This window comes from Aeromicrobium sp. CnD17-E (assembly GCF_024124745.1).
In the GTDB taxonomy this organism is placed as follows: domain Bacteria; phylum Actinomycetota; class Actinomycetes; order Propionibacteriales; family Nocardioidaceae; genus Aeromicrobium.
The window spans coordinates 1-14607 of record NZ_JAMXRU010000083.1 but is presented as its reverse complement, the minus strand read 5'-3'; the positions used below and the strand labels follow the sequence as shown (position 1 = coordinate 14607).

The 14607-nt window shown below is 70.9% G+C and carries 11 protein-coding genes and 1 pseudogene; 8 read left to right on the top strand and 4 right to left on the bottom strand.

From position 1 onward, the window contains the following. Nucleotides 1-295: pseudogene (locus NH339_RS13925) on the bottom strand (hydrolase); the annotation flags it as partial. 97 nt (nucleotides 296-392) lie between these two features. Here NH339_RS13925 and NH339_RS13920 point away from each other — a divergent pair. The 5 genes from NH339_RS13920 (at nucleotide 393) to NH339_RS13900 (ending at nucleotide 6727) form a co-directional block, all read left to right on the top strand. Then, nucleotides 393-815: a molybdenum cofactor biosynthesis protein MoaE gene (locus NH339_RS13920; RefSeq protein WP_253026335.1), complete on the top strand. Its 423-nt coding sequence runs from the start codon at nucleotides 393-395 to the stop codon at nucleotides 813-815. 35 nt (nucleotides 816-850) lie between these two features. Continuing rightward, nucleotides 851-1972, top strand: a complete 1122-nt coding sequence (locus NH339_RS13915) for a PDZ domain-containing protein (RefSeq protein ID WP_253026334.1) — start codon at nucleotides 851-853, stop codon at nucleotides 1970-1972. Continuing rightward, nucleotides 1969-2517, top strand: a complete 549-nt coding sequence (locus NH339_RS13910) for a PPA1309 family protein (RefSeq protein ID WP_253026333.1) — start codon at nucleotides 1969-1971, stop codon at nucleotides 2515-2517. Before NH339_RS13915 ends, NH339_RS13910 begins: the two co-directional genes overlap by 4 nt. 64 nt (nucleotides 2518-2581) lie before the next feature. After that, nucleotides 2582-5509: a UPF0182 family protein gene (locus NH339_RS13905; RefSeq protein ID WP_253026332.1), complete on the top strand. Its 2928-nt coding sequence runs from the start codon at nucleotides 2582-2584 to the stop codon at nucleotides 5507-5509. Between the two features lie 831 nt (nucleotides 5510-6340). Further along, nucleotides 6341-6727, top strand: a complete 387-nt coding sequence (locus tag NH339_RS13900) for a hypothetical protein (RefSeq protein WP_253026330.1) — start codon at nucleotides 6341-6343, stop codon at nucleotides 6725-6727. On the opposite strand, the gene NH339_RS13895 is transcribed toward NH339_RS13900, so the two are convergent. Both NH339_RS13895 and NH339_RS13890 read right to left on the bottom strand, forming a co-directional pair. Next, nucleotides 6728-10111: a S8 family serine peptidase gene (locus tag NH339_RS13895; protein WP_253026328.1), complete on the bottom strand. Its 3384-nt coding sequence runs from the start codon at nucleotides 10109-10111 to the stop codon at nucleotides 6728-6730. Between the two features lie 242 nt (nucleotides 10112-10353). After that, complete coding sequence (locus NH339_RS13890; RefSeq protein ID WP_253026326.1) at nucleotides 10354-11175, bottom strand: alpha/beta fold hydrolase; 822 nt, start codon at nucleotides 11173-11175, stop codon at nucleotides 10354-10356. 245 nt (nucleotides 11176-11420) lie between these two features. Between NH339_RS13890 and NH339_RS13885 the strand changes: the two genes are divergently transcribed. Genes NH339_RS13885 through NH339_RS13875 form a run of 3 tightly spaced genes read left to right on the top strand, consistent with a single transcriptional unit; the run spans nucleotide 11421 to nucleotide 14114 of the window. Next, entirely contained in the window at nucleotides 11421-12506 is a 1086-nt protein-coding gene (locus NH339_RS13885) for a ferredoxin reductase (protein WP_253026324.1), read from the top strand. A 10-nt stretch (nucleotides 12507-12516) separates the two neighbouring features. Continuing rightward, complete coding sequence (locus NH339_RS13880; protein ID WP_253026322.1) at nucleotides 12517-13704, top strand: fatty acid desaturase; 1188 nt, start codon at nucleotides 12517-12519, stop codon at nucleotides 13702-13704. Further along, a complete protein-coding gene (locus NH339_RS13875) occupies nucleotides 13701-14114 on the top strand; it encodes a hypothetical protein (RefSeq protein WP_253026320.1) in 414 nt (137 codons plus the stop codon). The genes NH339_RS13880 and NH339_RS13875 overlap by 4 nt, the downstream gene beginning before the upstream one ends. 3 nt (nucleotides 14115-14117) lie before the next feature. On the opposite strand, the gene NH339_RS13870 is transcribed toward NH339_RS13875, so the two are convergent. Next, the coding region (locus tag NH339_RS13870; protein WP_253026318.1) for a hypothetical protein at nucleotides 14118-14607 on the bottom strand (490 nt) is incomplete at its 5' end.

The window sequence follows — 14607 nt, the reverse complement described above, 5'->3', positions numbered from 1 at the left end:
CGGCGTGCGGCGACGGGTCGGGGCCGGCGGCAGCGAGCGTGCGGCGCGCGACGTCGCGGGCGGTGTCGAAGTCGACGGAGCCGTCCTGGGTCGCGCCGCTGAACAGCTGCTGCATCTGCCCGAAGATCGCGCCGAGGTCGGGTGCCTGGTCGGCGGGGCCGCCGGCCGCGCCGGGGATGCCGCCGAGCGCCCCGAAGACCTGCTCGAAGGGCGTCCCGGCGAAGGGGTTGGGCTGCTGCGGCTCCCGGTTCTCCTCGGAGGAGGAGTCGTCGCGGTCGTCAGGTGTGTCGGCCATGGGGCCAGCGTATCGAGGCGGCCCCACGGGCTCCGGTCGTCCGACGCCGCTCGCGCTGGGCGGCGCGGTGCGGTCGCGCCGACTACGGTGGTGTCCCATGAGCACGGTCCGCCTGGTCGACGTCCGCGACACCGCCCTGAGCCTCGACGAGGTCTTCACCGCGGTGCGCGACCCGCACGCCGGTGGTGTGGCCCTGTTCGTCGGGACGGTGCGTGACCACGACGGTGGGCAGGACGTCAGCGCCCTGTCCTACAGTGCGCACCCGAGCGCCGTCGAGCGGCTGCGCGACGTCGCGGAGCGGGTCGCGGCCGAGGAGGACGTCGTCGCGGTCGCCGCGGTGCACCGGGTCGGCGACCTGCAGATCGGCGACCTCGCGGTCGTCGTGGGCGTGTCCGCCGCCCACCGGGCCGAGGCCTTCACGGGTGCCCGCCGGCTCATCGACGAGCTCAAGGCCGAGGTGCCGGTGTGGAAGCACCAGACGTTCGAGACCGGTGACGCCGTGTGGGTCGGTGCCTGTTGACCGGCGCAGTTGTCGTCGAACTCTAGGGTGGAGCCGTGCCCGACGACCCTGGACGAGACACCGCCGTGCCCGAGGGCGCCCCGCAGGACCCCGACGCCCACCGGCTCGGGCGGCGCTACGTCACCCTGCTCGTCGCGGGCGTGAGCGTCGTCGCCCTCACGTGCGTGGCGTTCCTGCTGCCCGCCCCGTACGTGACCATGCGTCCCGGCCCCGCCTTCGACACGTTCGGCGAGATCGGTGGCCGGCAGATGTTCACGTTCGGCAAGGGTGTGAAGACCTACCCCGTCGACGGTGCGCTCGACTTCACGACGGTCTCCGTCACCCGCGCCGACACGCACGTCAGCCTAGGGTCGGTCGTCGAGGCCTTCCTCACCTCCGACGTGGCCGTCGTGCCGCGCGACATCGTCTATCCCGACGACGAGTCGGCCGCGGCGTCGAAGGCCGAGGGTCAGGCGCAGCTCACCAGCTCCAAGGACAGCTCGCTCGTGGTGGCGCTCCGCGCCGCCGGCTACCGCGTGGGGGAGCGCGCGTCCGTCGCCGCCGTCGCCCAGGACGGTGCCGCCGCCGGAAAGCTGCGGCCGAAGGACGAGATCACCGCCGTCGACGGTCGACGCACCCCGTCCTCGGCGTCGGTCGTCGAGGCGGTCGGTCGGGTCGAGCCGGGCACGACCGTCACCCTCGACGTCGTCCGCGACGGCACGCGGCGCACGGTCGACGTGACCACCCGTCCCGACCCGCGCGACGCCTCCGTCCCGCGCGTGGGGGTCTCGCTCGGCACCGTCTACGACTTCCCGATCGACGTCGAGAACAACGTGGGCGACGAGGTCGGCGGCCCGAGTGCCGGCACCATGTTCGCGCTCGCGATCTACGACCGCCTGACGCCCGGCTCGCTCACGGGCGGGCGCACGATCGCGGGCACCGGCACCATGAGCCCCGACGGCACGGTCGGCCCCATCGGCGGCGTCCGTCAGAAGATCGCCGGTGCCGCAGCGGCAGGCGCCAAGGTCTTCCTGGTGCCCGACGCGAACTGTGCCGAGGCCGCGCAGGGCTCCGACCACGGCATGACCCTCGTGCGGGTGGCGACCTTCGACGAGGCTGTCAAGGAGCTCACGGCGCTCGCCAAGGATCCCGACGCCCGGGTCAGGACGTGCTCGTGACGACGCCGGAGCAGGAGCCGCTGCCGTCCACCCCGCTGCGGCTGGCCGCCCTCGAGGTCGAGGCGCACGCGGCCGCGGACGGGTGGGACCAGGCGCCCCGCCTGTACGCGCTCGTGCGCACCGCGGCCCTCGTGGAGGCCGAGCCCTCGCTCGCGGCCCAGCTCGCCGTTCCGCTGCGCGACGCGCCCGACGGCTTCACGACGATCGAGCAGGAGCTGCACCTCGAGGGTCGACCGCTCGAGGACGTGCTCGAGGAGATCCAGTGGCCCGACGCCGTCGACGGGTGCGCCGTCGTCGTCGAGCGCATCATGCTGCCGCCCGAGGCCGAGGAGGACCTCCCGTCCGACCCGGCCGCGGTCGCGGAGGCGGCCGCCCGCCACCCCGCCCGCCAGGACGTGCGCCTCGTGGCCGTCGTCGACCGAGCGGGGGAGCGGCACAGCGCCGTGCGCGCCCGCACGCCCGCCGACGCCGCGCTCCTCGAGGGCCCCGACCTGGTGCCCGGTCTGGTGCAGGCCCTGCTCCGCACCCTCGACGTGAACGCCTGACGTAGGCTCGCCCCACCGTCAGCCCCACCGCTGGACCCGACCCCAGAACGACACCTGGAGCCCCGTGAGCGACATCTTCGGTACCCCCCGTCCCCGACCCGAGCCGACGCCCGGCGGGGTCGACAAGCGCCGGAAGGTGCTCGTGCCCACGCTCGTCACGCTGGCGGCGCTGCTGTTCCTCGGGTCGATCTTCACGTCGGTGTGGACCGACCGGCTCTGGTTCCGGTCGGTCGACTACTCGAACGTGTTCACCACGGTGATCGTGAACCGGGTCGGGCTCTTCGCGGTGCTCGGCCTGCTGTTCGGGCTCGTCGTCGCCGCCAACGCCTGGCTCGCGCACCGTCTGCAGCCCGACACGCTGCCCATGCGCCGTGACGACCCCGCGTTCCGGTACCGGCAGGCGCTCTCGCCGGTGAAGCGTCCGGCGCTGATCGTGCTCGCCGTCGTGCTGACGGTCTTCGCCGGCTCCGTCGCGTCGTCGCGCTGGGAGACGTTCCAGCTGTGGCGCCACGGCACGTCCTTCGGCGAGCAGGACCCGCAGTTCAACAAGGACATCGGCTTCTTCGTCTTCGACCTGCCCTGGTTCAACTTCCTGTCCTCGTTCCTGTTCGCGCTGGTGGTCGTCGCCGTCCTGGTGAGCGTGTTCGTGCACTACGTGTTCGGCGGCATCCGCTTCGCCGGCCGTGGTCCGCGCTTCACGCGCGCGGCGCAGGTGCACCTGGCGGTGCTCGTCGGGTTCGGCGTGCTGCTGCGGGCCTTCGGCTACTGGCTCGACCGCTACAACCTGGCCGTCAACGGCTCCGGGCTGTTCACCGGCATCGGCTTCACCGACGCGAAGGCGCGGATCCCCGCGGCGAACATCCTCATCGGCGTCGCGCTGGTGTGCGCCGTGCTGTTCTTCGCGTCCGTCTTCGTGAAGTCCTGGGTGCTGCCCGGCGTCGGGCTCGGCCTGCTGCTCCTCACGTCGGTGCTCATCGGCGGTGTGTGGCCCTACGTCATGCAGTCCTTCCAGGTGCGTCCGTCGGAGCCGGACAAGGAGGGTCCGTACATCGCCCGCAACATCGAGGCGACGCGCGAGGCGTACGACGTCGCCGACGTGGAGACCGAGGACTACACCGCGAACACGACCCTGACGCCGCAGGAGCTCAACGCGTCGGCGGAGTCGCGCGTCAGCACGCGTCTGCTCGACCCGACGCTCATCTCGCCCGCCTTCCAGCAGCTGCAGCAGGTACGCGGCTACTACACCGTCCCGCAGACCCTCGACGTCGACCGCTACAAGCTGGGCGACGACGACATCCCGCAGGACGTCATCATCGCGGCCCGTGAGCTCGACCTGGGCGGCCTGCAGGACTCCCAGCGCAACTGGGCCAACGACCACACCGTGTACACGCACGGCTACGGCATCATCGCCGCGCGCGGCAACCAGCGCGGCGAGCAGGGCGAGCCGGTGTGGGTCGAGAAGGACATCCCGCCGGTCGGTGAGATCGAGACCGAGGTGCCGCCGCGGATCTACTTCGGCGAGAGCTCGCCGTCGTACTCGATCGTCGGACGTCCCGAGGGCGCCGCGCCGATCGAGGTCGACATCCCCCGCGGTGGTGGGTCGGGCAACGACGGCGCCGAGAGCGCCACGCAGAACACCTACGACGGCGAGGGTGGCGTGCCCATCGGCAGCCTCTTCCACAAGGTGCTCTACGCGTTCAAGTTCGCCGAGCCCAACATCGTGCTGTCGAACCGCGTCAACGAGAACTCCAAGATCCTCTACGACCGGCACCCGCGCGACCGCGTCGAGAAGGTCGCGCCCTGGCTGACGGTCGACGGCGACACCTACCCGGCGGTCGTCGACGGTCGCGTGGTGTGGATCGTCGACGGCTACACGACGAGCAACAGCTACCCGTACAGCGAGCGCCGGTCGCTGCGCCAGGCCACGGACGACACGCTGACGCAGGGCTCGTCGCAGGCCGCCCTGCCGACGGACAACGTCAACTACATGCGCAACTCCGTCAAGGCCGTGGTCGACGCCTACGACGGCAGCGTGAAGCTGTACCAGTGGGACACCCAGGACCCGGTCCTCAAGACGTGGATGAAGGTCTTCCCGGGTGTGGTCGAGCCGCGCTCGGAGATCGACCAGAGCCTGCTGGAGCACCTGCGCTACCCGGTCGACCTGTTCAAGGTGCAGCGCAACGTGCTCGAGCGCTACCACGTGACGGACGCGCAGACGTTCTACGAGGACGGCGAGCGCTGGCGCGTGCCCGAGGACCCGGCCACCCCGTCGGGCCGGACGGCCACGCAGCAGCCGCCGTACTACCTGACGACGGCCCGTCCCGGCCAGGAGGACCCCGCGTTCTCGCTGACCAGCGTCTACCTGCCGAACAGCCGCCAGAACCTGGCCGCGTTCATGTCGGTGAACTCCGAGGCGTCGAGCGAGGACTACGGCAAGCTGCAGATCCTGCAGCTGCCGAGCGACACGCAGGTGCCGGGTCCGAGCCAGATCGCCAACCAGTTCAGCTCCGACCGCGGCGTGACGCAGGCCCTGCTCCAGTTCCGCCAGTCCGACGCGCAGGTGCTCAACGGCAACCTGCTGACCCTGCCCGTGGGCGACGCGCTGCTGTACGTGCAGCCGGTCTACATCCGACGGCAGGCGAACGAGGGCACGTACCCGGTGCTGCAGTTCGTGGCGGCGTCGTTCGGCGAGGAGGTCGGCTTCGGCCAGACCCTCGACGAGGCGCTGCGCGTGGCGCTCGGCCTGGCCGAGGGCTCCGTCCCCGATCCGGACGAGGAGTCCTCGGGTGGCGACACCGGTGGCAGCGGCGACGGCGGCGCGAAGACGACGCAGGAGTACCTGCGTGACGCGTCGGCCGCCTACTCCGCGGCCCAGAAGGCCCTCGAGGCCGGCGACCTCGCCGAGTACCAGCGTCGGATCAACCAGATGAACGCAGCGGTCGAGAACGCCCAGGACGCCCTGGGCCAGTCCGACCAGAGCGGCGGCCAGTAGGGGGTCCGCTGCTCGAGCAGCGAAGCGCTTCGCTGGTCGAGTAGGCCGACCGGCTGGGGGCACCTCCCGCTTGCGGGGGCCGAAGGAGCTCGGTCGGACGTATCGAGACCACTCTGGGCGGACGCTGGGAGCCAACTCACGCTGATCCGTTGCCGGGTGGTCTCGCTCCGTCGCGGCTACGCCCCACTGCGACGGCTCCATCGCAGGGACTTCGCAAGCTCGTCCCTGCTACTCGAGCAGCGAAGCGTTCCGCTGGTCGAGTAGGCCGGAGCCGCGACGAAGGAGCGTGCTCCGGGCGTATCGAGACCACTCTGGGCAGACGCTGGGAGCCAGGCCGCGCTGGGCTGTTGCCGGGTGGTCTCGATACGCAGGGACCTCGCAAGCTCGTCCCTGCTACTCGACCAGCGGAACCCACCGCTGGTCGAGTGCCTTCACGAGCGCCAGCGAGGGGAGGTGTATCGAGACCACTCCAAGCAGTCGCTGGGGGTTGGCTCGCGCTGGGCCGTTGCCGGGTGGTCTCGATACGTCCGAGCTTCGCAAGCTCGCTCGGACTACTCGACCAGCGAAGCGTTCCGCTGGTCGAGTAGGCCGGAGCCGCGACGAAGGAGCGTGCTCCGGGCGTATCGAGACCACTCTGGGCAGACGCTGGGAGCCAGGCCGCGCTGATCCGTTGCCGGGTGGTCTCGCTCCGTCGCGGCTACGCCCCACTGCGACGGCTCCATCGCAGGGACCTCGCAAGCTCGTCCCTGCTACTCGACCAGCGAAGTGTTCCGCTGGTCGCGTGCGTGCGCGAGGGACGCGGGGCTTCGGGGGCGGTGGCACTCTGGGGGGATGAGACGGGTCGGGTGGGTGCTGGTGGCGGTGGTCCTCGCGGGGTGCGGTGGCACGGGTGGGGGAGGAGAGCGCGACAGCACGCCCTCGTCAGCCCCTTCGACGACGCTGCCCGACGACCCGACGCCGACGCTCCCCGACGACGACCCGACGCCGACGGCCAAGCCGTCGGCCGGCCTGCAGAGCGTCACCGGAGTCGTGGAGCGCTCGCCGGAGGACCGCTGCGTCACGCTCGCCGCCACCGGCCGCACGTGGGTGCTCACAGGAACGGTCGCCGGCCTGGAGGCCGGCGACCGTGTCACCGTGCGGGGCCGGCCCGACTCCGACGCGACCACCACCTGTCAGCGAGGACCGGTGCTCGTCGTTGTCGAGGTCGAGCGCGGCTGACTACTCCTGCTCGTCCTTCGCCGTCGCCTTCGGAGCGAGCGGCTGAGCCGTCTCCGGGGCGGTCGGCGTCGTGGTCGTCGCCGACGGGGTCGGCTCCGGGGCCGTGCCGGTCACCCGGACCGTCCCGCTGCCGAGCACCGCACCCTCGGACGAGATCACCTGCATCTCGCCGAACAGCGAACGACCCTCGGTCGGCTGCGCCGTCGGCTCCAGCGAGCCCTTGACGACCGCGGTGCCGCCGCGTGCCAGCTGGACGGGCGTGTCGTCGACCGCGAGCGTGCCCAGGCCTGAGGAGTAGAACACGTCGAGGTAGTCGTACTCGGTGCTCCCGGCCGGCACGGCGTAGCCGTCGACGACGACGGTGTACGTACCGGCGGCGGGGGAGTCGAGCGTGACCGACTCCTCGGAGTCGCCGTCCGCGGACTGGCCGGCCAGCGACCCGTCCGGGTTGAGGACGGCGAGGTCGAGGTCGGCACCGGCGTCGGACGTGCTGCCGATGGTCGCCGTCAGGCTCGACGCACCCTCCGGGACGTCGACGGTGTACGTCTGGCGAGCACCGTCGTCGATCGTCTTGCGCTCCGCGAGGGCGCTGCCCAGGTCCCCGCCCTGCGGCGTGACCGTGACCGGACCGAACGCGTTCTTGAGCGTCCACTCCAGCGCCGTCGCGCCACCGTCGGCCGCCGGGGCGACCTCCTGGGAGGCGGGGTCGACGGTGACGCCCTGGACCGCGGCGGTCAGCGTGAACGGGTTGTCGAGCAGCGGCGACGTACGACGCGACTCCACCTCGATCTCCCAGACACCCGGCAGCGGGTCGGCGTAGCTCCGCGACGTCGGCTTGCAGGCCTTCGCGTCGCTGAAGTTGGTGTAGCACGCCGTCGACGCCGTCGACTCGACCGGGACGCCGTAGGGGTTGATCGCGATGAAGCGGGCCTGGCTGCGCGTGGCGATGCCGGACAGGTTCACCTGCAGCGCCTTGGCACCCTTCGGCACCGACACGAAGTACGACGTCGACCGGTTGCGCTGGACCGTGCCGCGGTTCTCCTTGGCGAAGCTCGGCGAGGTCAGCCCCGTGGACTGCACGACAGTCACCATGACGCGGTGGTCGACGACCGGGGTGGCCGGGTCGTCGATCTCCACGATGGCCGAGTGCGCACCTTGCGTCTTGGCGGTGGCGGTCACCGGCAGGCTCACCGTGCGACCCCGCGCGAGCGTGATCGAGGTGGGCGCGCGGAACGTGCCGTCGTTGCCGACGATGCGCACCGTGTGCTTGACCGACTTGTAGGTGCCGGACGAGCGCGTGATCTTCACGTCGTACGTCTTGGCCTTGTTCAGCGTCTGACCGCCCTGGTCGGCGGCGCAGCGGTTGTACAGGCCCGTGCCGCGACCCGGCTTGGCCAGGAAGTCCGACAGCGGGGTGCAGACCGGCGCGTCGGTGCGGTAGTCGGCCGTGACGGCCTTCTTGAGCAGCAGGCTCCACGCACCGGGCACGTTGACCTGTCCGGTGCCCTGGCCCGCCACCGTCTCACCGGAGAAGAGCTTCGCCGAGGAGTACAGCGCGTTGCGCAGCTGCTTGGGCGTCACCGGGATCTCGCGAGCGAGGGTGCCGGAGAGCAGCACCGCTGCAGCGCCGGCGGCCTGCGGCGAGGCCATCGAGGTGCCGTTGAACATCGCGTAGCCGACCGGCAGCGTGTAGCCCGCCTCCTTGAGGTCGGGCTGCTTGAGCCACTGGGGCACGGTCGAGATCGCCGAGCCAGGAGCCGCGACGTTCGGCTTGAAGTCGCCGGACTCCGTCGGGCCACGCGAGGAGAAGGGGTGCAGCGCGAGCGCGGCCGAGACGACCGAGCCGTAGTTGGCCTTCCAGGTCTCCTTGGAGATGGACGACGCGACGCTGACGACCTTGCCGGCCACGGACGGGTCGCCGATGGTGTTCAGTCCCGGGCCGCTGTTGCCGGCGGAGATGAACAGCTGCACGCCGTAGTCGTCGATCAGACGGTCGTAGACCTTGGCGCGGGCGTTGTTGGCGTCGTTGAGCGCCGGCAGGCCGCCGATCGACATGTTGACGACGTCGACACCGCGGTTGGTGACGAGGTCGACCATGCCGTCGAGCAGGGCCGCGGCGGTGCAGCCGCCACCCCACGTGCACGCACGGCTCGAGACGATCTTGGCGCCGGGCGCCTGGCCGTTCATGGCGCCGCCGAACAGCGAGTGACCGGCGGCGATGCCGGCGACGTGGCTGCCGTGGGCGTCCTCGACGATGCCGATGTTGACGAAGTCGGCGGTGCCGGGCAGGTCGGCGGGCGCGAGGCTGACGTCCTCGCGGTACTCGACCGTGAACGGCATGCGCTCGACGATGTCGGTCGACGGGTCGTCGGTGCCGAAGTGGCCGACCTGGAACTTCTCCTTGTACGGGCGCATCAGCTCGTCGTCGGAGAAGACGTTGTCCTGGTTCGCATCGACCCAGATGTCGTGGGTCGTCTCGTCGTAGAGGATGCCGAACCGGTCGGTGGTGTCGCCGTCGCGGTTCACATCGCCACCGGGCTCGCTGCCGGCGGTGATGCTCTCGCTGAAGCGGTTGACGCGGAAGGTGCCCTCACGCGGCGCGGTCCAGGTCTGGTTGGCGTAGGTGAACGTCGGCGAGGCGGTCACGGAGGTGATCATGGCCCGCCACGTGCTGTCGTCGTCGAGCAGCGGGTCGGTGCCGGTGACCCAGTCGACGATCTTGCGCTCGCCGGTGCTGGTCTCCTGCAGGGCGGGGTGATCGAGGTCGACGCCGGAGTCGATGATGCCGATGGTGACGCCGCGGCCGTCGTACTTCGGGTTCTTCGCGACGAAGTCGGTCGTGCCGGTCTCGCGCGTGGGCATGTACGGGTTGGCGTCGGGGGTGCTCGCGCCGGGCGCGCTGCTGGGCGCGGAGCCGTCGGCGGAGACCTTGCCGGGGGCGGGGTCGTCGATCGGGATGGTCTCGTCGAGGTCGACGGCGTCGACCTTCGAGAGCGCGGCGACCTTCTCGACGCGCGAGGTGGGCACGCTGGCGCGGACGTAGCCGAGCTTGTCGTCGACCTTGCCGATCCAGGCACCGGAGGCCTCGAGGGAGTCGACGACGGCTGCCGTGGCCTTGCGCTGGGTGGCGATCATGACGGTGACGCGCTTGTCACCGTTCTGGCGGGCCTCGGCGAGCAGCTCGCGGTCGGGCTGGCCGAGCTTGTCGCCGGCCGGTGCGTCCTTGACCTCGTCGGTCTGCGCGGTCTGGTCCGGTGCCTGGTCGACCGTCGTCCGCGGGTCGTCGGGCGCTGCGTTCGCTGCGCCCGCCGAGGTGATGGCGAGCGCGAGCGCGATGGTGGAGGCGGCTCCTGAACGGAGCAGCCGTGTGCGGCGTGTGCGCAAGGTGGTGCGTCCTCTCTGCTACCGGACCGTGGTCCGGCGTCCCCCCGTGGGACAAGGCGTGCCCGCCCGAGGGGGCGAGGCATGGGAGACAGTCTCACCCCGTGCCTGCTGCTGCGCCAGGGCTGACGGGCCTGCAATCTCGGGCTTAACCGATTCGTCACCTTGCCGGGCACCATGCGCGAAGCCCCTCCCGGACGGGTCCGGGAGGGGCTTCTGGGCGTCGTCCGCCGCGGCGGAGCGGGTCAGCGCTGCAGGAAGTCGAGCAGCACGCGGTTGAGCTCGTCGGCGTGGCTCACGTTGAACCCGTGGGGTCCGTCGGCCACCACGTGGACCGTGGCGTCCTTGACGATCTCGCCGGTGCGCTTGCCGGAGACCTCGAACGGCACGACGGCGTCGCCGTCACCGTGGATCACGAGCGTCGGCACGTCGATCTTCTCGAGGTCGTCGCGGAAGTCGGTGGTGCCGAAGGCCTCGACGCAGCCGAGCATCGCGGTGGTCGACGCGGGCTCGACGAGCGCGATGGCCTCCTGGCGCTGGGTCTCGGTGACCTTGAGCTCGTCGCCGGCGCTGAAGAAGTTCGTGGTGAACTCCTCGAGGAAGCCGGCGCGGTCGTTGCTGACGCCGTCCTTGAAGCCCTGGACGTCCTCGGGCGTGAGGCCGCCGTCGGGGTTGTCGTCGGACTTCAGCAGGAACGGGGGCACGGCGGCCGCGAAGACCGCGGAGTGGATGCGCTCGGAGCCGCGCGTACCGAGGTAGCGCGCCACCTCGCCGCCACCCATCGAGAAGCCGACGATGGTCGCGTCCGTGACCTCGAGCTGCTCGAGCAGGCCCGCGAGGTCCTCGGTGAAGGTGTCGTAGTCGTAGCCGGTGTCGGGCTTGTCGCTGGCGCCGAAGCCGCGACGGTCGTAGGTGATGACGCGGTAGCCGGCCTCGGTCAGGGCCGGGACCTGCTCCGACCACGAGGCGCCGCTGAGGGGCCAGCCGTGGATGAGGACGACGGGGCGGCCGTCGCCGCCGGAGTCGGTGTAGCTGATCTGGATGCCGTTGGTCTCGAGCGTGGCCATGGGGTGTTCCTCCGTGGGTATCGGGGATCGTGCGCTCTAACGTGTTCAAGTCTTGTTCAGTGCCCCGGGTTCGCAACTCGAACGTGCACGTTGTGATGGCGCGCGTTGTAACTCTCGGTCTCACTGGATGGATGACTCGGCTCGATCGACGCGCAGCCGGCCGGGAACGGACGTACGCTCGCCGTGACGCACACCACACGGCCAGCAGGGGCGGCGGAGGTGGCGCAAGGCCAGGAGGCGGGGTCGTGGCTGACTCACTGATCGAGAGGTCGACCGTGCTGCGTCGCGTGCGTGCGGTCGGCAAGGCGTTCACGACGCCGCTGCACCCCGACGACTACCTCAAGCTCATCAACCCGCTGTGGTCCGCCCGCGAGCTGCGCGGTCGCGTCGAGCGGGTCGAGCAGGTCACCGACCGCTCGGCGACGCTCGTCATCAAGCCCGGCTGGGGCTGGTCGTTCGACTTCCAGCCCGGCCAGTACATCGGCATCGGCGTGGAGATCGAGGGCCGGTTCCACTGGCGGTCGTACTCCCTCTCGTCGGCGCCCGTGCGCTCGGAGGGCACCGTCGCGATCACCGTGAAGGCGATGCCCGAGGGCTTCCTGTCCGAGCACCTGGTCAACGGGCTCGCGCCTGGCACGATCGTCCGGCTGGAGTCGCCCCAGGGCGACTTCGTGCTGCCCGACCCGCCGCCGGCGAAGATGCTCTTCGTCGTCGGCGGCAGCGGCATCACCCCGGTGATGTCGATGCTGCGGACCCTCGACCGTCGCGGCTCCGTGCCCGACGTCTTCCTCGCGTACTCCGCGGTCGACGAGGACGACATGATGTTCCTCGACGAGCTGCGGGAGCTCGCGGCGAAGCACGACCGCTTCACGTTCCACGAGCGGTTCACCGACCGCGACGGGTTCCTCACGCCCGACCGGCTGGGCGACGTCTGCCACGACTGGGCCGAGCGCGAGACGTGGGCCTGCGGCCCGCAGCCGATGCTCGACGCGCTCGTCGAGCACTTCGAGCGGCTGGGTCGCGAGGACGAGCTGCACGTCGAGCGGTTCTCGCTCGGCGCCACCGAGACCGACGCCGAGGGCGGCACGATCACCTTCGGCGACACGGGCAAGAGCGTCGAGGTCGACGGGGCCACGACGTTGCTGGAGGCCGGCGAGCAGGCCGGCGTCAACATGCTGTTCGGCTGTCGCATGGGCATCTGCCACACGTGCGACGTGCCGCTGCTCAGCGGCCGCGTGAAGGACCTGCGCAGCGGCGACGAGCACACCGAGGGCGAGTACGTGCAGACCTGCATCAGCGTCGCCGCCACCGACTGCACGCTCAAGATCTGAGGAGACACCCATGGCCTACGCCGACGTGCGCGAGTACACCCACCTGACCGACGAGGAGGTGGAGGCGATCGGGCGCGAGCTCGACGAGATCCGCGCCGAGGTCGAGGCGAGTCGTGGTCAGGCCGACCGCGACTACGTCCTGCGCATCATCGCCCTGCAGCGACGGCTGGCGGCCGCCGGGCGCATCACCCTGTTCGCGAGCCTGTTCCCACCCGCGTGGCTGCTCGGCACGGCGCTGCTCTCGTCGGCCAAGATCCTCGAGAACATGGAGATCGGCCACAACACGATGCACGGGCAGTGGGACTGGATGAACGATCCCGAGGTGCACTCCAGCAGCTGGGAGTGGGACACCACGCAGCCGGCGGAGCAGTGGAAGCACTCGCACAACTACATCCACCACCAGTTCACGAACGTGCTCGGTCACGACAACGACGTGGGCTACGGGATCCTGCGGATGAGCCGCGACCAGAAGTGGACGCCCTACAACCTCGGCCAGCCGGTCTACAACGCCCTGCTCGCGCTGTTCTTCGAGTACGGCGTGGCGCTGCACGACCTCGACATCGAGGCCATCCGCAAGGGCGAGAAGGACCCGAAGCTGCTCAAGCGCCAGCTCAAGCAGATCGGCGACAAGATCGGCAAGCAGGCGCTCAAGGACTACGTCGTCTACCCGGCGCTGACCGGTCCGGCGTTCCTCAGCACGCTGACGGCGAACATCACGTCGAACCTCGTGCGCAACGTGTGGGCCTACATGATCATCTTCTGCGGCCACTTCCCCGACGGTGCGGTGCACTTCACCGAGGAGGAGCTCGAGGACGAGACGCGCGCCGAGTGGTACCTGCGCCAGATGCTCGGGTCGGCCAACTTCGAGGGCGGCAAGTTCCTGCACATCATGAGCGGCCAGCTGGGCTACCAGATCGAGCACCACCTGTTCCCCGACCTGCCGAGCAACCGCTACGCCGAGATCTCGGTGAAGGTCAAGGACATCTGCCGTCGCTACGGCATCCCCTACACGACCGGCCCGCTGCACAAGCAGTACGGCCAGACGCTGCGCACCATCATGAAGCTGTCGCTGCCGAATCGTCGCACGAAGGACAACCCGGCGCCGCCCGCCCCGCGTACGCGTCGGCTGCGCGACGACGAGCGTCCCGGACGGCGCCACGAGCTGGGCCGCTGGACGAACGCGGCCGCCACGTCGTGAGCGAGGGTGTGGTGACGGCGGCGTCGGGCCCGGTGGTCGAGGGCTCGGCGCTGCCGTTCGCGTGCGTGGACGACGAGGGCCACGGCACGCACGAGAGGATCGTGAAGAAGCAGGCCATCCGGTGCTCCCTGAGCCGGATCTGCGGGGTGTGCGGCGAGACGCTGACCCGCCCGGTCGCGTTCGTCGGCACCCCCGACGAGGCCCTCGACGGGGAGTTCGCGTTCCCGCCGTGCCACGTGGCGTGCGCCCGCGAGGTCGCTGCCGACCCGCGGCAGCGGCTCGGTCACGAGCAGCCGCCGCACCGTTGGGTGCTGGTCAGCACTGCAGGCTTCGACCTGGTCCGGCCCGCTCGCCGCGGCGAGCCGGTGTGGTTCCGTCCGAACTCGGTGCTGGAGCGCGAGACGCTCTGAGCGTCAGGCCGCCAGCGCGCCGCGGATGAGGTAGCGGTCGCCCTCCTGCGTGAGCAGCAGGGTGAGCGCCTGGGTGCGGCGCGTCCCGCCGATCTCGTAGGAGTAGGTGTAGGTGACCCGCATCTGGTCGGGGTCGGAGCGCACGGCCTCGATCCGCACGTCGCTCACCCGTCCCCAGAAGTCGGTGTAGCCGGCGATGCCGCCGCTGGCCTGCTGGTAGGACGCCGTCAGCAGCTGGAAGCCGCGCTGCGGGTCGCTGGCCGCCGTCCGGACGTAGTCAGTGGCGAACTTCTCGAGGCGCTGCTGCGCGGTGAGCGGCGGTGCGGCGGATGCTGCGGCGGCGACCGGCGCGCTGTCGTCGTCCGTGGTCGCGAGCACCCCGGCGCCGGCCGCGCCGAAGGCGACGAGCGCCGCGGCGGCGACGAGGATCGTGCGACGGTCGCGTCGACGGCGTCCACCCCGACGGCTGGTCGGCGGCGGCAGGTCCGGGGGA

What these genes read in the sequence shown, in the direction of transcription:
- NH339_RS13920 (WP_253026335.1), top strand. Translation starts at nt 393, where the DNA reads ATGAGCACGGTCCGCCTGGTCGACGTCCGCGACACCGCCCTGAGCCTC.
- NH339_RS13900 (WP_253026330.1), top strand. Translation starts at nt 6,341, where the DNA reads ATGAGACGGGTCGGGTGGGTGCTGGTGGCGGTGGTCCTCGCGGGGTGC.
- NH339_RS13890 (WP_253026326.1), bottom strand. Translation starts at nt 11,175, where the DNA reads ATGGCCACGCTCGAGACCAACGGCATCCAGATCAGCTACACCGACTCC.
- NH339_RS13880 (WP_253026322.1), top strand. Translation starts at nt 12,517, where the DNA reads ATGGCCTACGCCGACGTGCGCGAGTACACCCACCTGACCGACGAGGAG.